Genomic DNA, 19,781 nt, shown 5'->3' with positions numbered 1-19,781 from the left:
AAAATAAAAATCTGTTATCTTCGCCAATTTACGCTATTGGGTCGTCTAGACCTGCTTGTTCAGGTATCCACAAACTGCAGCCTAATGGCGGTACTGTTATCACTATACTTTGGGGCATTCCTTGCCAAGGTGTAGCGTGTGCTTTATAAATGCCATCATTGACCACATGACTGCCACCATAATGACGATGGTCGCTATTGAGACTTTCTATGTAGGGTTCGTCAGTTGGCACCCCGACTCTAAAATCGTGATAAACCTGTGGCGACATATTGACAACAATCACTACCGGTTGCTGTTTATCGTTGCCAAATCTGCAAAACACGAGAATATTATTATCGGCATCATTACAGTCGAGCCATTGAAAGCCGTCGCTATGATGATCGCGTTGATATAGTGCTGGATGCTGTTGGTAAAATTGGTTGAGATCGCGAACCCAATCTTGTACCCCTTGATGTGGCGCATATTGTAATAAATGCCAATCAAGGCTCTGGTTATGATTCCATTCATTGCGTTGCGCAAACTCATTGCCCATAAAGATCAACTTTTTACCTGGGTGCGCCCACATGAATCCATAATAGGCGCGTAAGGTGGCGAATTTTTGCCAATCATCACCAGGGATTTTATGCAGCAACGACCCCTTACCGTGTACGACTTCATCATGACTTAACGATAAAATAAACTGTTCGGTAAAAGCGTAAACTAAACTAAATGTCAGTTCACTGTGATGGTAACGTCGATAAAGAGGGTCGCAGCTGATATAACGCAGGGTGTCGTTCATCCAGCCCATATTCCATTTAAATCCAAACCCTAAACCATTATTGCTGGTTGCTTGTGTCACTCCAGGCCACGCCGTAGATTCTTCAGCAATCATATTAATGCCAGGGAAGCATTGATACATACGTGCATTTAACTCTTGTAAAAAACTGATAGCTTGAAGGTTTTCTCGGCCGCCAAATTCATTAGGGAGCCATTGGTCAGGGTTACGACTGTAATCGAGGTACAACATTGACGACACAGCATCAAGACGCAAACCATCAAAATGAAATTCATACAACCAGTAATAAGCATTACTGTATAAAAAACTACGGACTTCCGCGCGACCATAATTATAAATTAACGTATCCCAGTCAGGTTGCTCACCTTTACGGGGATCTTGATGCTCATACAAACAAGTACCATCAAATCGAGCCAATCCATGAGGATCCTTAGGAAAATGTGCAGGCACCCAATCAAGTAACACCGCAATATTCTGTTGATGGCAAGCATCAATGAAGGCTTTAAGGCCGTTGGCATCACCAAAGCGATAAGTAGGTGCAAATAACCCCACAGGTTGATAGCCCCAAGATCCATCAAATGGGTATTCGCTAATGGGCATTAATTGCAAATGAGTAAAACCCATCTCTTTGATGTATGGCACTAGCTCGGCAATGAGTTGTGGATATTCGATATAATCTTGGCCGTCTTCACCAGTACGTCGCCATGAGCCTAATTGCACTTCATATATGGACATAGGCTCTACATGTGGCTGATGACTAGCACGCTCTATTAACCATTGACTGTCTTGCCAATCATAGCTTTCTTGCACAGGTATTTTTGATGCATTTTGAGGTGATGATTGCATTGAAACCGCATAGGGATCGGACTTAATGATCTCATTGCCATTGGTATCGCAAATTGAGTACTTATAATGTTGGCCAGCTTCAACATCAGCAATGAAAATATCCCACAATCCACTAGCGGGGTGGCGACGTAATATATGACGTTGCTTATTCCATAAATTAAAATCACCGATCACTGACACCAGTTTGGCATTAGGAGCCCAAACACAAAAATGAACGCCTGTTACACCATGATGTTCTCGCCAATTAGCCCCTTGAAAATGATAGGTTTGCAGTTGGCTACCCTCACCAAATAGGTATACATCATCCGGATTCAATAAACTGTCAAATTGATAGGGGTCATGGATTAATTGTTCACATAACGGATATTGCACCCGTAATAAATAATTAAATGGTTTAACTCTGCGTCCCATTTTTCCAGCAAAAAGCCCCTGAGAATTAACTTGCTCAAGGCTGGCCACTTTACGAGAATCTTTAACGCTCACAACATCAACACTAAGCGCGCCAGGCAATAAACAACGAACCACTAAACCTTTAGCATCATTAGTACTGTGCATTCCAAGCAAGGAAAACACATCTGTGTATTCACCATTTAATAAGGCAATTTCACTACCTTGTTCAAAATACAGAGTCTCTACAGTCATATTCATTGATCCATTAATGAGCACGTTTATCGGAAGTAGATGGGGTACGCCGCCACAACTACTTGGTGGATTGTCTGGCTAATTTTATGGCATTAAGGCGCTGTTCCACCTTAGGGCTTTGGGACATTTGTTTGATTGATAGCGGTAATCTGCGCTGCCAATTTGGGAATTCTTTCCAAGTGCCTGGAATGTTTACCGCGTGCTTATCGGCGACCAAGTCACTTAATTGCACACTGAACATTTGCGAATTTCCTTTAGCGGCGACACTGATCCAAGCCAACAACACCTTGTCGAAATCTAATTGTTCTAATGATGCTGTTTGTTGTGGCAGTTCGAACGCGTGTTCGCGGATCAGTAAATCAATCAATTGCTGTTTATATTGCTGTCTCTGAGTAATAACGTGTTGCAACTTTTCATCAGTTTCAATCAAGTCAAGTTGACGCCTTAAGCGTAAATCAGCCCCAGTCCACCAGGCAGCAAGTGTGCATACATCATGATTAGCTAACATCATTAAGCTTTGGCGCTTATAATCTTGTGGTGACTTAAAACCATCATAATGTCGACAGAAATAGAATAATTCGTTTGAGAATATACCCGCATCACGTAAACGAGACACGATTTCTGGCGGCACTATGCCTAAATCTTCTCCGATAACAATACAGCGTGCACGCTGGCTTTCTAAACAAATAATCGCTAATAAGGTGTCCAACGGATAATATACATAACAACCATTACCGAGCACTTTCTCTAGTGGCCACCACCATAAACGCAGTAACCCCATAACATGATCAATCCTCAATGCACCGCAACTTTGCATATTGCTGCGAATTAATTGCACAAAATGACTAAAATCATTTTGCTTCAATTTAACCGGATCGACAGGAGTTAAGCCCCAGTTTTGCCCATGTTCGGCAAAAGGATCTGGAGGGGCTCCAATGCTAGCATTGGCACAAAACAAATCGGCATTGGCACTAATTTCGGCCCCATGACTCACCGCTCCCACGGCTAAATCACGTATGAGGCCAATACTCATACCACACTGTTTAGCATTAAGCTGACAAGCTTGTAATTGTTCATTAGCAACAAACTGTAAATACAAATAAAAACCTGCATCATAAGTGAAATATTTAGATGCTAACTTTATTTCCAGTTCAACAAACTGCATTAACGCTGCTTTATCTTGCTCTATAAAATACGAATACGCCTTAAACCTCGGGGTTTCACACTTTACGTGTTGCGAACAAAAAATTTGATACAACCTTTCAAAAGCTGCGTATTTAAGACTTTGTACTTCTTCATAATTAATTAAATTAGCCTGGTTAAGTACAAACTTTTTTTGTTGCCATTTTTGTGATAATAACTCGCCATTAAGCGCCTTATATTCATAAACAGCTTCAATTTGTATATACAATGGGTTTAACCGACGACGGTCAGTTGGGCTATAAGGACTTGGGTTTTCTGGTTGACCGATATCCAAAGCATGCAGAGGATTAAGAAGAATAAAATCTGCACCTGCTTGGGCGGCATAATCAATCAACTCAGCCAGATTACCAAAATCCCCAATCCCCCACTGGCTTTCGTTTCGAATTGCATACAGTTGAGCATTTAACCCCCAAGTTTGCTTGCTGCTTGTTGCTGTCTGCGCAAAACAACCTTGATAAGCCATAGACGGCGCAATCATCAATTGGCCTTGTAAAATCTCTGTTCGTGCGGGGTCATTTAAAAACGTAATCTTAACTTGATAATAACCGTTCTGAAATTTCGATTGATCAAGCGCTAGCTGATATTGGCAATAACGTAGATTATTGACAATATATTCACCAGTGATAACACAATCGCTTAAATCTGCATTAACTGTAACAGTGTCAATGTGATCACCACTAATGGTCACCATAAAAGAAAATGAATAATTATCTGGCAGATAGATATCAACATGTGGTTTATCGATATGACACCACTGAAACTTATGCAACGGCATCAACCAAGGTAATACATCAAGCTGTTCTATTCTGGAAGCAATCTGTTGATCTGATAAACAGTGTTGCATCAAGGCTTCTGCCGTTAATGCTGGTTGATTAGCTTGCTGTAGATCGGTTTGTTGATGTTGTTGATAAAATGAAGGTTCCAATAACATCGTCGTTAAAATACCCTGCCTGTCCTTAGCAGGAATGTGGACATGATTACCGACACAATCGATAAACTCTGCTCCTACGCCTTGCAAATACAGTAACTTCTCCAGTTCCATATTTGTCGCCCTCGCGTTAATTAACTGCGTTAATTCCAGCAGTTAACATGCCAGTTAATCATAACAAATTGAATACAGATTAATGGCAATAAAATGACAATAACTATTTATTTAAAATCAGTCGGTTATCATTATCGTTAAACTTGGAATGTTTGTTCAATATGAATATATTAAGACCATTTGACGCACCATGAACTGACATAGATCACAAAATGGTGCACTTAAGCAGACTAAGTCACTAAAAAATCTAACCTAACTGGTAGCGTAAATGTTAATGAATAAATGACACATAAAGCGTCTTTCAAGAACCATGACGATCCTATACATTTCTTTTAGCCTGACGCTGTCACTGCTAAGATTAATCTTACTGAAGCGAAATGTTATAGAGATTGATATCTATCATTGACTTGTTTCATGTGTGATACATTGAGTTGTGAGATGTTGTTAATCTTACAAGATAGCCTCTGTATTACCATCCGTTGGATACGAAGACCATAATGAATAAACACGAATTCACTTTACGTTATAATCTACATCGTTTGGGCTCTACAATTCCATCAGCCCCGCCATCGTATATCGGTCGACAAGCTGCGGTGTTAATACCCGTGATTGAAGTAAAGCAACAACTGCACCTTATTTTAACGAAACGCCCAATGCATTTACGTCACCATCCAGGACAAATTAGCTTCCCAGGTGGCAAAGTTGAGCCAGAAGATATTAATGCCATTTATACTGCACTGCGCGAAGCCCACGAAGAAATTGGTTTATCACCGGAAAATGTTGATGTGTTAGGCGTATTTCCACCCCATAAAACCTTTACAGGCTTTGAGATCACCCCGGTCGTCGCAATGGTAAAACACCCTTTTGAGTTAGTGCTCGATCCCGGTGAAGTGGAAGATTGTTTCTTAGTACCATTGAATTTTTTTATTGAGAGAGGTAATCATCATAAGTTAAGTTATTACCGCTATGGCGCACATTATCAAGTGCACTTTATGCCATTTGAAGACAAATTTATTTGGGGCGTAACAGCCGCCATCATTGATTTGCTGTGCCGTCATGTCGAAGTAAATGAATGAGCAAACACAGCAAGCTCGACTTCATAAACCATTTAGCCAAAACTAATCTCGACAATTTTCACTGTGTAAATTAGACCACATAGCGGATATATAAACCTGCAGACAACGATACTAACAATAGCAATGGTATATTGACCCAAAAACCTATTCGCGTAGTTGTTTTAGCATAAAAATTAACTAACAAATTTAAAAAGCTAATACCTGCACACCACCAAATTAAATACTCTAACTTAATGGTTAATTCGGGATCCCAGTTTAATCGCACCGACACCCCTTTACTTAAAAAATACCCAACTGCGCGATCAGGCCGAGCTTCGCCAAAAATAATCAACGCATAAATGGCTAAGCTCCAGCCTAATAACGACAAAATGGTCAACACCACTTGTATAATTCCTAACCGAGACATGGCATTTCCTTAATAAACGGGACAATAAAAGGCTAATTAGCCATATATTTAACCGACTTAACTAAAAGTATCATAATAATCACCATAGAATAGCGTTTTCAGCTTGAGAAAAGCCACCAGCAAGGTAAGATAAAGCCCAAATTTATATTTATATTCGATACGTTGGAGAAAAAAGCAACAATGAGCATTGCATCTGTCGCTTCTGTATTTAAAGGTGAACACGCCGTTGGTTCGCAAGTCACTGTCCGTGGTTGGGTAAGAACTCGTCGAGATTCAAAAGCGGGTATTTCTTTCTTAGCCGTGTATGACGGTTCATGTTTCGACCCTATTCAAGGTGTCGTGCCAAATAGCCTAGCCAATTACAATGACGATGTATTGAAATTGACTGCTGGCTGCTCTGTCGTTATGACGGGTGAAGTGGTTGCCTCTCCTGGTGCTGGTCAAGCATTTGAATTACAAGTATCTGAAATCCTAGTCACGGGTTTTGTTGACGATCCAGATACTTACCCAATGTCGGCCAAACGCCACTCGATTGAACATTTACGTGAACTGGCACATTTACGTCCTCGCACCAACATTATTGGTGCTGTTGCCCGTGTACGTAACTGTTTATCACAAGCCATTCACCGCTTCTATCATGAAGAAGGGTTTATTTGGGTATCGACCCCATTAATTACTGCATCTGATTGTGAAGGTGCTGGTGAAATGTTCCGCGTCTCAACATTAGACATGGAAAATTTACCTCGCACGGCCGATGGTAAAGTTGATTATGATAAAGACTTCTTCGGTAAAGAATCATTCTTGACTGTATCGGGTCAGTTAAACGCAGAAACCTATGCTTGTGCATTGTCTAAAGTATATACCTTTGGGCCAACATTCCGTGCAGAAAACTCAAACACCACTCGCCACCTTGCAGAATTCTGGATGGTTGAGCCTGAAGTGGCATTTGCCACATTGGATGATGCCGCTGAGTTAGCTGAAAAAATGCTCAAGTACGCCTTTAAAGCCGTACTTGAAGAACGCATGGATGATTTAAGCTTCTTTAACGAACGTGTTGATAAAACCGTTATCGAACGTTTGCAATCATTCGTTAGCAGTGATTTTGCCCAAGTAGATTACACTGATGCGGTTGAAATCCTTAAAAACTGTGGTAAGAAGTTTGAATTCGCAGTTGAATGGGGTATTGATTTACAATCTGAGCACGAACGCTATTTAGCAGAAGAGCATTTTAAAGCGCCTGTTGTCGTTAAAAACTATCCTAAAGACATTAAAGCTTTCTATATGCGCTTAAACGATGATGGTAAGACTGTTGCCGCGATGGACGTATTAGCACCAGGTATTGGTGAAATTATCGGTGGCGCACAGCGTGAAGAGCGTTTAGACGTACTTGATATGCGTTTAGCTGAAATGGATTTAAGCCAAGAAGATTACTGGTGGTATCGTGACCTACGCCGTTATGGCACAGTGCCACATTCTGGTTTCGGTTTAGGTTTTGAGCGTTTAGTGTCATACGTGACTGGCGTTAACAACATTCGTGATGTTATCCCCTTCCCTCGCGCACCTCGCTCAGCAAGTTTCTAATCATTTAAATAACAAACTTTTAAACGCGCCAATTGGCGCGTTTTTTATTGAAACTTTTTCGATTACTGACATATAGAATATTTTCTTTTTTATCATCCATTACTCACCCAACAGATCAAAACAATTTAGTCATTTTTATGTCCCACCTTAGAATATGTAAGTGTTGGTTTATTTACTGACTACAACTAAAAGTTGATTTTTCAATAAAAACAGTCACAATTAACCAACATAAAAGCTACCGATAAACAACCAAAGACAAACCTAAAAACATCCAAACAACAACATTTTAGGGTATAAAAATAACAACAATCTTCGCCCTACAAATAAAACTACTCTTTAATTAGACATAGGTTCAAAAAATCAACGCTGTTAAATGACAATAATTATATAACACGATATTCTCTTTACATTGCATGACATCATTTTATTTACGTTAAGGGTTATTTATGAATATAAAGTTCTCCATCAAGAGAATGCTCCAAATTACCATTGTACTAACGTTAACGTCACTAATGGTGTTGGCTTTGATAATGAGTGTTCAACAAGAGCGTATACATGTAAATATTGAAAAAGAAGAGCTACAAGTTCATGCAATATTTGCATTAAAAGATACTCGTTATTATGTCGTGCAAATACAACAATTTCTAACCGATGTGGGGGCAACCAAAAGTGATGAAGCTAAGTCTGAAGCACTTGAAAGCAAGAGCGGAGCCCTACAACAGATTGATGAGTTAATTAAATACGCTCCAGAATTTGCAGTGCAGGCACAAAATATTAAACGCCAAGTCAATTTATTGTACGATTCTGGTATAAGAATGGCCGACGCCTATTTAACCCAAGGTACTGAAGCGGGTAACGCATTAATGAAAGACGCTGGTGGCTTTGATGACTCTGCGGGAGAATTAGCAGAAAACTTAGATTTATTGGCTCAAGAACTGGATCAACAATTTGTTTCAACGGTAAATGAAACTCTTATTGCAACAACTTCGGCTTCGAGGGTGCAATTATGGGGAAGCATTGGCCTCGGGTTATTTATTGTGATAATGATGATAATTCTTTATCAACGTATTTTAACTCCACTTAACAAACTTGATGAATCAATGCGCAATGTGGCATCTGGAGCAAAGGATCTAACCGTAAAGTTAGACGATAGTAGTGATGATGAAATTGCTAAAGTGGCATCGAGCTTCAATGTGTTCGTGGCGAACATTCGTGAGTTGATCATTGATTTTAATGGCAACACACAACAATTAGGCACAACAAGTGTACAGTTAGCATCTGCTAGTAATGAAACCTTAAATGGTATGCAACGACTACAAAGTGAAACAGAACAAGTCGCCACGGCAATGAATCAAATGCAAGCAACCGTCATTGAAGTTGCAAACAATGCCGAGTTAGCCGCCCAAGCAGCACATGATTCAGATGCACAAGCGCTACAAGGCGACAAGGTTGTTCGCCAAACCATCGATTCAATTGATCATCTAGCAAAAGGTGTGGAACAAGCCGCGAGTGCACTCTATAAATTAGAAAGCGATACTAATAATATTGGCACTATTTTGGACGTTATTCGTGGTATTTCAGACCAAACCAATCTACTGGCGTTAAATGCTGCAATTGAAGCCGCACGTGCCGGAGAACAAGGCCGTGGCTTTGCCGTTGTTGCCGATGAAGTTCGCACCTTAGCTCAGCGCACTCAAGATTCAACCAATCAGATTCAAGAAATGATTGGTCGATTGCAAACAGGTGTAAAAGGCGCTGTAACCGTTATGGAAGCAAGTAGCCAACAAGCTAAAAATAGCACTGAGCAAGCAGCTCAGGCGGGTGAAGCACTGACTAAAATTACCCAATCTGTTGCTACCATTGCCAATATGGCGACTCAAATTGCAACTGCGGCGGAAGAGCAAACGGCAGTGAGTGATGAAATTAATCGTAACATTGTTAATATTAGTGATGAAACTCGCTTAACCGTTGCCAATGCCGAACAGTCACATACTGCGAGTGTTCAAGTTGACCAATTATCTCAACAATTAAAAGCACAGATAGGCCAATTTAAAACCCAATAAAAAACTATTTGATGATTAAACGTTAACAAAAAGCCCGCTAAATTAGCGGGCTTTTTAATCGCTATCAATAATGATTTATGCGACCACTACATGTATAAAGTTGATATATCTATTATTTGAGTTATTGCTTTATAAAACGTTTTATTAACCATTTTATTAAATATAGATGGTTAATACATTTCTAAGCTTTACCTCATTAATTTATTTTATAGCAACAATTTATACTGGCTTTGTTATTGAATGGGGATTAGTTTAGTTTCAGCTTTTTTCCCACCAAGTTTAGGCACTTTCAATTGAAGCACACCATTTTTAAATGAGGCTTTTATATCGGCTTCACTTGGTTTGCCATCTAAAGTGAAACGGCGGACATATTGACCTGTACGACGTTCTTTTCTGATCACTTGCCCGTGGTCTTTTACTTCATTATCTTCGGCTGTCGATGCCTCAATGGTTAGTACATCGCCATCAAGTGAAACATGAATATCCTTTTTATCTACACCCGGTAAGTCGGCGGTAATATCATAATGATCCTCATTATCATTAATATTTACCCGAGGACTAAAAAAATCTACATCCTTTTCACCCTCAACAGTGGGAGCATAAAAGTTGCCAAAAAAGTCTGTCACATCAAAAAGTGAATTTTTAGGAATTAAGTTCATAACAAAATCTCCTTACATCTTTAAATCTGCTAGTAAAATTGATTGATTCTGGCTTTACGTACAACCAAAATCTCAACCTACCCAACAATTTTAGCGCTCACATAACGAGCATCACTTGATCAAGATCAATTATCCTGATTGTTTTAATATGTCTTTTATAGACGTTTTTGATTAGGGCCTATTATGTAAACGAAGACGATGTTCTGGGCGTTATATGCCAAGAAATACTCGAAGAACCTGTAAAAGTCGATAATGAAGAACCAATGGAAGATTTTAAGTTAGAAGACTTGCCCCCCATTTCACCAGATGATCTGCTTGTAGGCCACCTTCCAGCGATTATGGCTTGAGATTTCCCTATACCTGTTGTGGATTTTAAGGCGATTTACAAGGTCAGGTTTCACGAGCTCATTTGGCCGAGGTATTATATGATTTTAATAGCGATACTGTCGACGACAGCGAGAACGAAGAAGCTGACAAAGACAACTCTAATTGTGAGGCAATGAAAAAGATAAGGATAAAAACTAATAGACATTTTTCAATATAAACAACCAATGCAGAGGGGTTATCTCAAGCTTAATATGAACCACATTATTTTTTTAAAAGTGACTGTTTTTCTAAATCAATCTTTAAAGCACCGTTAACAATATTAATAAAAACCATTTATAATCAATGACTTTTATTATTATCAATTGTAAACATCGCACAATCAATCAATACCAAATCAAAGGTAAAATATTCGCCTGTAATTATAGCTGCACATATTGCAGCTATAACTCGTATAATGTCTGTATAGCTATACACAAAAGCTCCAGTCAATACACATTAGCAGGCCTATTAATGTCAGCCGAATTACTCGAGATTCAAAGTTTTATTGCTCAGTATGCCCCTTTTGATCAACTTCCCGAAAAAGCGATACTTGAAGTGGCTCAAAGCGTTGAGATTTCATATTACCAAACAGATAGTATGATTATTAATTTTAATGACAAAATTAAAGAACTGTACATGATCCGCAGTGGCGTCGTAGAACTATTTAGACGTAAAGGTGAACTGTATAATCGTCTTGATCAAGGTCAGTTATTTGGACAAATGGGCCTGTTGACCAATAACAAAGTGCGTTTCCCAGCCAAAGCGGTCAAAGATACGCTTGTTTATTGTATTCCAGAGTCTGTATTCAATGATTTATGTGAGCAATATGATGATTTCGCTGATTTTGTAGAAGTGGAAGATACCACCCGTTTAAAGCAGGCGGTAAAAGGTAACACCGATGATCCCAATGCACTAACCACCTCAAAAGTTAAAACATTACTGACCAGAGAACCACTTATTCTTCCCTGTAGTAGCACTATTCAAGCTGTTGCTAAGACAATGGCTGAAGAGAACATTTCTGCCGTATTAATTAATGATCCCAATATAGATGATCCTATGGAAAACAGTTTTGTTGGTATTATTACTGAACATGACCTCTGCTCTAAGGTCGTAGCTGCTGGGATAAATGTTGATAGTCCTATTTCACAGGTCATGTCGACAAATTTAATCTATCTTGATCATAACGCTTATATTTTTGAAGCTATGTTACTCATGTTACGTCATAACATTGATCATCTGCCTATTATCAAAAATAAAAAACCCATTGGTCTGATTGAAGTTGCTGATATTATTCGTTACGAATCTCAAAATAGTCTGTTGTTTGTCAGCAGTATTTTCCAGCAAAAAAGTAGTGAGGATTTAGTACTGCTTTCTAGCCAGTTAAAAAACTGTTTTGTTCGAATGGTAAATGAAGACGCAAATTCTCATATGGTCGGACGGGCAATGTCTGAAATCGGCCGTAACTTTAAGCAGCGTTTATTAGAACTTGCAGAAGAAAAGTTCGGCCCGCCACCTGTGCCCTACTGTTTTTTAGCGCTCGGTTCGATGGCTCGTGATGAACAGCTCATGGTTACCGATCAAGACAATGCCATTATTCTAGATAATAGTTATCAAGTAGCATTGCATGGTGAGTATTTTGAAAAATTAGCCGATTTTGTTTGTGATGGTTTGGCCGCTTGCGGTTACAGTTACTGCACCGGTGATATTATGGCCAGTAACCCTGAGTACCGTAAAACCCGCTCCGAGTGGGAAGCGTGTTTTGGTGACTGGATAGACAATCCGAATCCTCAAGCGTTATTAAACTGCTCTATTTTCTTTGATCTAACGGGTGTATATGGCCGTATAAAATGGGCTAAGCAGTTAAATGCATTCATCCGCAAGAAAACTAAGAAAAACAACCGATTTTTAGCCTGTCTGGCCCATAATGCCCTTAATCGTAAACCTCCTTTGGGATTTTTTAAAGATTTTGTGATGGAAAAAGATGGCCGTCATAATAACTCGATTAATTTAAAACGCCGTGGAACAGCACCATTGGCAGATCTTATTCGAGTACACGCTTTGGCAATTGGTTCGTTATCACAAAACTCCTTTGAACGTTTAGAAGATATCATCGAAGCGGGTATTTTGCCCACATCAAAGGGCGAAGATTTACAGCATGCGATGGAGCTTATCTCTTTGGTGCGGTTGCGCCATCAGTCCTCTGATATAGAATCTGGAATCGAGCCTGATAATAATATCGAGCCGGAAAGCATGTCTAATTTTGAAAGAAGAAATCTTAAAGATGCTTTCTTAGTATTAAGCAATGCACAAAACTTTTTAAAATATCGGTATACGTCCAACAACATTAAAGGTTAACTCATGAATAACTTCAGTAACCAGGAGATTTTAAACTGGGAAGCCTTTCTAAAATTACAAGCAAAAAATAGTAAAGATCGACGCTTATGTGATTTTTATAATGTCGGAACCTATCAAAATGATACGCCATTAAGCGATATTGAATTTGTGGCATTGGATTTTGAAACCACAGGCTTAGATTCACAACAAAACAGTATTATTAGTATTGGATTAGTACCCTTTAATATACAGCGTATTTTTTGCAGTAAAGCAAAAGAATGGTATCTCAATCCGCAGGATAAATTACAAGAAGACTCGATTATTATCCACGGTATCACCCACTCTGATTTAAAAGGTGCACCCAATCTATTGCTGATATTGGAACAGTTGTTAGATGAACTCGCGGGAAAAGTCGTTGTAGTGCATTTTCGGCATATAGAACGTGACTTTCTTGATCACACTCTACGCTTGTTGATTGATGAAGGAATTATCTTTCCGGTTGTTGATACGATGCAGATAGAGGCTAATGTACAACGAGAGAAATCAAAGGGACTGTTTAACTTCTTTAAAAGAAGGCGCCCTGCGTCGATCCGTCTTGCTAATAGTCGTGAACGCTACAACTTACCCGCTTACTCATCACACGATGCCTTAACCGATGCAATTGCTACCGCAGAATTGTTTCAAGCACAAATTAAGTATCATTTCAGTCCAGATACTGCGATTAGAAAATTGTGGCTATAAATACTACCTCCATAAGATTAATTCTTAAAAAAAAGCCGATGAATAAATCATCGGCTTTTTAATACAAGTATAAATCTATCTTTTATTATGTTTTTCGGTGCGCATACCCATCAACAAACTGACACACATTACCAATAGAATAATGGTAAACGGTAGCCCAGTCGAAATAGCACCTGCTTGCAGTGCCTCAATAGCTTGAGTACCACCAACCCATAATAAAACCGCTGCAATTGCACCTTCTATAACGGCCCAAAAAATACGTTGTGGGATTGGAGCATCAATTTTACCGCCAGCAGTAATACTGTCGATAACGAGCGAGCCAGAATCTGAAGAGGTTATAAAGAACACCAGCACCAGTAGCACAGCTAGCATTGATAACAAATTACCTAATGGCAAGGCATCAAACATCTGGAACATAGCAAGCGGAACTTCAGTTAAGCCCTTACTGCCTAATGTACCAACATTATTGATAACTTGGTCAATGGCAACACCACCAAATACAGACATCCATAAAATAGTGACCACTGTTGGTACTATTAATACTGTGGCAAGAAACTCACGTACAGTACGACCGCGAGAAATACGCGCAATAAACATACCTACAAATGGTGACCATGAAATCCACCATGCCCAATAGAAGACAGTCCAGCCGTGCATCCAAGCTTCGTCTTCACGACCAATTGGATTACTTAATGGAATAATATTCTTAATATAACCCATTACTGTGGTCGGAATTGTTCCCATGGAAACAGCGAAAGTAACCAGTGCAACAAATATGAGCAAAGCAAAAGCAAGGAACATATTGATATTACTGATGACTTTAACACCACCTTCAAGGCCACGTACTACCGAAATTACTGCCAGCAAGGTTACCACCACAATAATAGTGATTTGCAAGGTGAGATCACCTTCAATACCAAACACATGCTGGAATCCTGCGGCGGCTTGCTGGGCACCTAAACCTAATGAAGTTGCTAGACCAAACAATGTGGCTAATACGGCTAGAATATCAATGATATGTCCAGGCCAACCCCAAGTGCGATCGCCTAATATTGGATAAAAAGCAGATCGAATAGAAAGCGGCAAACCTTTGTTATAAGCAAAGAAAGCCATAGACAATGCAACCACAGCATAAATGGACCAAGGGTGTAATCCCCAATGGAACATAGTTGCACCAAGTGCAAGCTCGGCAGCCTCAGGTGTATTAGCGGCCACATTAAGTGGAGTTTCATACCAACCGGTGTAATACGCTAAGGGTTCTGCAACCCCCCAAAACATCAAACCAATGCCCATGCCAGCAGCGAACAGCATTGCTATCCAAGAAAGTCTTGAGTAATCCGCTTTTGCGTCATCACCACCTAAACGTATTTTACCGAAAGGCGACACGATTAATGCCAAACAAAAAACCACAAAAATATTGGCAGACCACATAAATAGGCTGTCAAAGGTGCCTATAATCTGCCATTTCAAACCATCTAAAAACGTTTTAGATGTTGCTGGATCGATAATTAATAATGCAATTATAAACGCAGCGATTAAGCCTGCACTAATCCCAAAAACGGCGTTATGTATATCAAAGCCCCATTTTTGAATGTTATCCTGCCCAACAGTATAATCGGTATTATCTATACTGTATTTGTCCTTATTCATTTTCATATAACCTCGTTTAGAGCGACCTTGCCCTTTTAATTTGACAGTCGTTTCAATTTCACTGGCTGATTTTAACAAAATAAGCTAAATATTTCAGGATTTTTTAATCATTAACTTTAATTTAAAATAACAAAAATAAATAATAAACAAACATTTATATGTTAGAACATGATAAGCAAGCCAATTGAGCCATTGTAAATAAGTCAACGCCTTATGTTTACCTTCCGCCAACAATGAAAATATTCAATGCACAACATAGATTTTATTTCTCAATGGCTTTCAGTTTATTCTGCCAATCAATAAAACTGCTTAATATTTATCCTAGTTAATCGCCAAACTATAGTCTGTATCATATTAATTCGGTGTAATTCCTCATCGGATATTACTTTGTGGAATTAATGTCCTATTCTCTTTGCCAGTATTTGTTATTATTCATCAACAGATGAATTAATGGCATTAAACATGGCCGATAAACCGGGAAGACCTAAAGGGGTAACACAAACTCGTGCGGCGCTCATCGATGCTGCAAAAGAGTGTTTTCTACACAACAGCTATGAGCGAGTCTCTATCCGAGAACTAGCACGGCGGGCTAGTGTCGATGCCGCGATGATCCGTTACTACTTTGACTCCAAAGCCGGCTTATTTGAAACCATGGTCAGAGAAACGGTTGCCCCAGTTGCAAGTGCATTTAAACAGAATTTACATAAACAATCTGAATCTCCCGAAGAATTAATGGTTGCTTATTATCAAATAATGGAAAAAACACCTGCATTACCCCGATTACTATTCCAAGCATTAAATCAACAGTCTAGTAGCGAAGCATTCAAGATAGTATCTGATGTTATTGGTGAGATGCTTGGTTATGCCGATGATTGGATTAACGCATTAGCTGAACAACAAAAACTCAATCCGAATCTCGACCCACAATGGGTTCGTTTAAGTTTTATTAGTTTAATGGTGTTTCCATTAATTGCGCCCAAAGTGATACTCGAAGAGTTAAATTTACCACTCAGCCAATCAATGTTCGATACTCTGCTTACTCATAATATAAAAGTAATGAGTCAAGGATTATTCCAAGGCACATCAGTTCAATGTTCAGATTCAGGAGTTCAATAATGAAAAACCTTTTATTGATATTACCGATAATGGCTCTATTTACCGGATGTTCTGGTGAAGAAGGTGAAATCGCGATGGGACTGATTGAACGAGATCGAATAATACTTTCAGCACCTGTTTCAGAGCAAATTCGCACTATTGCTGTTGCAGAAGGACAGACGGTAAAGTCAGGTGATTTATTAATTCAACTTGATCCCCGGCACGCGCAATTGCTAATTGATCAACGACAAGCCTTACTTGTTCAAGCACAAGCAAAACTAAATCAATTACAAACAGGGGCTCGTTTAGAGCAACTTGCCGCAGCCAATGCAGCAATGCTTGCTGTACAGGCTCAAGCCCAAGATGCAGAAAGAAGCTACGTTCGAATGAAAGATCTTTGGATAAAAAAATTGGTGGCAAAATCTGAATATGATTCAGCCAAAGCCCTAAAAGATCAAACAGCCGCACAGTTAAATCAAGCAAAACAACAATGGTTAGAACTTAAAAATGGCACTCGTAGCGAAGAAATAGCACAAGCGCAAGCGCAAACTGACGCAGCGCTAGCATCATTGGCCGATGCACGACAATCATTAGCAGATCTAAGTATCATCGCGCCAAAGTCAGGTGTTGTAGACGTTTTACCCTGGAAGCTTGGCGATCGCGTTGCAGCCAATGTTCAATTAATAACACTCTTGGCCAGTGATCGTCTTTATGCCCGAGTGTATTTACCGGCAACGGCTCTTGGTAAAATAAACCAAGGTGACGCGGTGCAAGTATGGATTGACGGCCACAAACAACCTGTCACAGGAAAAGTACATAACATCAGAAGTACCCCAGCCTTCACACCTTATTTTGCACTTAATGAACGAGATCGTGCCCGGTTAATGTATTTAACTGAGATAGACTTGCCTGCTTATAAACACTTAGCAACAGGGATTGGCGTAGAGGTTCGTTTACCATGAATGAATCCTCTTATGTAATCGAAACTCAAGGACTCACCCGTCGTTTTGGTGATTTAGTCGCGGTAGACTCCCTGAATTTACAGGTGCCGAAAGGGTGTATTTATGGTTTTCTCGGCCCCAATGGTTGTGGTAAATCAACATTAATTAGGATGTTAACTGGCTTATTGAGACCCAGTTCTGGCGAAGCAACTGTTTTAGGATTATCACTACAAGGGAATGAAGAGTTACTCAAAAGCAGAATTGGCTATATGACTCAGAAATTTTCGCTGTATGACAATTTGACAGTATTAGAAAATATGCGCTTTGTTGCGTCTATTTATGGGGTGAAAGATAAATCTCGAATAGCAACATTACTGGCCCAATATGATCTTGAACCACAACAAAAACAATTAGCTGGAACCATGAGCGGCGGCCAAAAACAACGATTGGCACTTGCTTGCGCCATTATGCATCGTCCTGAATTACTCTTTCTTGATGAACCCACTTCAGCCGTAGACCCACAAAACCGTCGTGATTTTTGGGAACACCTGTTCGACCTCAGTGAAAATGGCACCACAATTTTAGTTTCAACCCACTATATGGATGAAGCAGAACGCTGCCATCAATTAGCCATTTTGGAAAATGGTATCAAACGAGCAGACGGAACACCGCGTGAGTTAATGCAATCCATGGGAGCCACGGTTATCGAAGTGACAGGCAATGATTTAAGGGCGTTAAAACAAAAACTAACTTACATAAAAGCGGTTATTTCCGCATCCCAATCTGGCACTCGGTTAAGGGTACTAATAGATGACTCCATAGCAGACCCCATTAAATTGCTGAGCCCTGTATGTCAGCAATATAAGCTTGAAATAGTTAGACCGAGTCTTGAAGATGTGTTCGTCACCAGTACTGGAGGTCGACATGTGGGGTAGATTAATTGCCATTGTCGTTAAAGAATTGAAACAGCTGTCAAGAGACCGAATGACTTTTGGCATGATAGTCATGATCCCTTTGCTGCAATTAGTATTATTTGGTTATGCCATCAATACCGATGTTCGTCATGTGCCCGCAGGTATTATCGACATGAGTCAAACGACCTATAGTCGAGCCATTACTCAGACTGTGGTAGCTACACAAGCAGTTGATTTTGTACATCAATACTACTCTATAAAGGAAGCCGAGAAAGCCATTACCAACGGAGAAGTCAAAGCAGTGCTCTATTTACCCGTTGATTTACCTCAACGACTGTTGATCCATCCCTCTTATGATTCAAAACGAGAATCATCACAAATAACTCGTCCGGTGGGGCAATGGTTATTGGATGGCTCGGATACTATGGTTGCCTCAACAATTAGAGCACTGAGAACCTTACCATTGAACGAAGTGGCTAACCGTGCAACTGTTATGAGCATACCGACATTCGAAGTAGTCGAATACTTTAACCCTGAGCAACGTTCAGCAGTTAATATTGTCCCGGGGTTACTGGCTATTATCTTAACGATGACCATGATTATGTTTACCTCCGCAGCTATTGTTCGAGAGCGGGAGTTGGGTAACATGGAGTTTTTAATTGTCACTCCAGTACATCCTCTGGAGCTGATGTTGGGTAAAATAATCCCATATATTTTAGTCGGATTAATCCAAGTTGCGATTATTCTCAGTGCTGGACATTGGATATTTTCAGTTCCCGTTCGCGGTGGCCTAGATTCTTTGTTGCTTGCTTCATTTTTGTTCATTTGTGCCAGTTTGGCTTTAGGATTGGTCATTAGCACCATAGTGAATACTCAGCTTCAAGCGATGCAATTGACCATTTTTGTATTAATGCCATCCATTTTGTTATCTGGCTTTATGTTTCCGTATGAAGCGATGCCCATTGGAGCCCAATGGGCAGCAGAAATGCTACCTGCAACTCATTTCATTCGTATGGTTAGAGGAATAGTGCTTCGTGAGGCTGAAGTGACATCATTAGGTAAGGATGCATTGTGGTTACTCGGCTTTACCTGCGTTGGCGTGTTGTTAGCGGCTAAACGGTTCAATAAACATTTGTAAACGTCATACACTATTGTAGCGGTTAACTAAATAAAACAGAGTCAGACTCAATGTTGATTTGGTTTTCAATATTGAGTTTGATTCAAGTAAACCTGCGGGAGTAAGAAATTACGGAGTAAGATTCAACCCTAAAGATTTAGCCTAACACTTTGAAATAGAATGATTATTTAACGAAAAACATCCATTTAACCAAAATAGTAGAACAACAATTCTGACTTATGTCTATCACGTTACCGATGACTGATTTTTGCTTCATTATGGTTTTTATTTAATACCAAAAAAACAGCTACAAATTCATCTTGAAAGATA

General features: G+C 39.6%; 15 protein-coding genes. 10 read left to right on the top strand and 5 right to left on the bottom strand.

The features are described from left to right. Positions 1-28: 28 nt before the first annotated feature. Complete coding sequence (glgB, locus tag ABIS04_RS08740; RefSeq protein ID WP_350433202.1) at positions 29-2,263, bottom strand: 1,4-alpha-glucan branching protein GlgB; 2,235 nt, start codon at positions 2,261-2,263, stop codon at positions 29-31. Positions 2,264-2,321: 58 nt separating this feature from the next. Further along, the gene (gene malQ, locus ABIS04_RS08735) at positions 2,322-4,508 is read right to left on the bottom strand and encodes a 4-alpha-glucanotransferase (RefSeq protein ID WP_350433201.1); all 2,187 of its coding nucleotides are present in this window, start codon (positions 4,506-4,508) and stop codon (positions 2,322-2,324) included. Between the two features lie 497 nt (positions 4,509-5,005). Between malQ and ABIS04_RS08730 the strand changes: the two genes are divergently transcribed. Continuing rightward, complete coding sequence (locus ABIS04_RS08730) at positions 5,006-5,584, top strand: CoA pyrophosphatase (RefSeq protein ID WP_350433200.1); 579 nt, start codon at positions 5,006-5,008, stop codon at positions 5,582-5,584. Positions 5,585-5,654: 70 nt separating this feature from the next. Here the strand turns inward: ABIS04_RS08730 and ABIS04_RS08725 are convergent, their stop codons facing one another. Continuing rightward, a complete protein-coding gene (locus tag ABIS04_RS08725) occupies positions 5,655-5,990 on the bottom strand; it encodes a hypothetical protein (RefSeq protein ID WP_350433199.1) in 336 nt (111 codons plus the stop codon). A 180-nt stretch (positions 5,991-6,170) separates the two neighbouring features. On the opposite strand from ABIS04_RS08725, the gene asnS reads away from it, so the two are divergent. Further along, complete coding sequence (gene asnS / locus ABIS04_RS08720) at positions 6,171-7,571, top strand: asparagine--tRNA ligase (RefSeq protein WP_137220823.1); 1,401 nt, start codon at positions 6,171-6,173, stop codon at positions 7,569-7,571. Positions 7,572-8,017: 446 nt separating this feature from the next. Then, a complete protein-coding gene (locus ABIS04_RS08715) occupies positions 8,018-9,634 on the top strand; it encodes a methyl-accepting chemotaxis protein (protein WP_140234085.1) in 1,617 nt (538 codons plus the stop codon). A gap of 233 nt (positions 9,635-9,867) precedes the next feature. On the opposite strand, the gene ABIS04_RS08710 is transcribed toward ABIS04_RS08715, so the two are convergent. Continuing rightward, positions 9,868-10,293 carry an Hsp20/alpha crystallin family protein gene (locus ABIS04_RS08710; RefSeq protein ID WP_137220827.1) on the bottom strand — a complete coding sequence of 142 codons (426 nt, stop codon included), beginning with the start codon at positions 10,291-10,293 and terminating at the stop codon, positions 9,868-9,870. A gap of 167 nt (positions 10,294-10,460) precedes the next feature. Between ABIS04_RS08710 and ABIS04_RS08705 the strand changes: the two genes are divergently transcribed. From ABIS04_RS08705 to ABIS04_RS08695, 3 genes are all read left to right on the top strand, one after another. After that, positions 10,461-10,640, top strand: coding sequence for a hypothetical protein (locus tag ABIS04_RS08705; protein WP_137220829.1), 180 nt, complete (start codon positions 10,461-10,463; stop codon positions 10,638-10,640). Between the two features lie 490 nt (positions 10,641-11,130). Beyond that, the gene (locus ABIS04_RS08700) at positions 11,131-13,014 is read left to right on the top strand and encodes a DUF294 nucleotidyltransferase-like domain-containing protein (protein ID WP_350433198.1); all 1,884 of its coding nucleotides are present in this window, start codon (positions 11,131-11,133) and stop codon (positions 13,012-13,014) included. Between the two features lie 3 nt (positions 13,015-13,017). Beyond that, positions 13,018-13,734: a 3'-5' exonuclease gene (locus ABIS04_RS08695; RefSeq protein ID WP_137220833.1), complete on the top strand. Its 717-nt coding sequence runs from the start codon at positions 13,018-13,020 to the stop codon at positions 13,732-13,734. A 75-nt stretch (positions 13,735-13,809) separates the two neighbouring features. Here the strand turns inward: ABIS04_RS08695 and ABIS04_RS08690 are convergent, their stop codons facing one another. Next, a complete protein-coding gene (locus ABIS04_RS08690; protein WP_350433197.1) occupies positions 13,810-15,390 on the bottom strand; it encodes a BCCT family transporter in 1,581 nt (526 codons plus the stop codon). 456 nt (positions 15,391-15,846) lie between these two features. Here ABIS04_RS08690 and ABIS04_RS08685 point away from each other — a divergent pair, with 456 nt between their 5' ends. From ABIS04_RS08685 to ABIS04_RS08670, 4 genes are read left to right on the top strand one after another with little or no spacing between them, the layout of a single operon-like run. Next, on the top strand, positions 15,847-16,500 hold the full coding sequence (locus ABIS04_RS08685) for a TetR/AcrR family transcriptional regulator (RefSeq protein WP_350433196.1): 654 nt from the start codon (positions 15,847-15,849) through the stop codon (positions 16,498-16,500). After that, on the top strand, positions 16,500-17,441 hold the full coding sequence (locus tag ABIS04_RS08680; RefSeq protein WP_350433195.1) for an HlyD family efflux transporter periplasmic adaptor subunit: 942 nt from the start codon (positions 16,500-16,502) through the stop codon (positions 17,439-17,441). The genes ABIS04_RS08685 and ABIS04_RS08680 overlap by 1 nt, the downstream gene beginning before the upstream one ends. Further along, positions 17,438-18,355 (top strand): ABC transporter ATP-binding protein, encoded by a 918-nt coding sequence (locus ABIS04_RS08675; RefSeq protein WP_350433194.1) that lies wholly within the window; start codon positions 17,438-17,440, stop codon positions 18,353-18,355. The genes ABIS04_RS08680 and ABIS04_RS08675 overlap by 4 nt, the downstream gene beginning before the upstream one ends. Then, complete coding sequence (locus ABIS04_RS08670; protein WP_350433193.1) at positions 18,345-19,472, top strand: ABC transporter permease; 1,128 nt, start codon at positions 18,345-18,347, stop codon at positions 19,470-19,472. Before ABIS04_RS08675 ends, ABIS04_RS08670 begins: the two co-directional genes overlap by 11 nt. Positions 19,473-19,781 lie beyond the last annotated feature (309 nt).

The sequence above is a fragment of the Shewanella sp. H8 genome (assembly GCF_040285065.1).
Taxonomy (GTDB): domain Bacteria; phylum Pseudomonadota; class Gammaproteobacteria; order Enterobacterales; family Shewanellaceae; genus Shewanella; species Shewanella polaris.
Note: the sequence above shows the minus strand (reverse complement) of the source record. Positions and strands in the feature narration are given on the sequence as shown.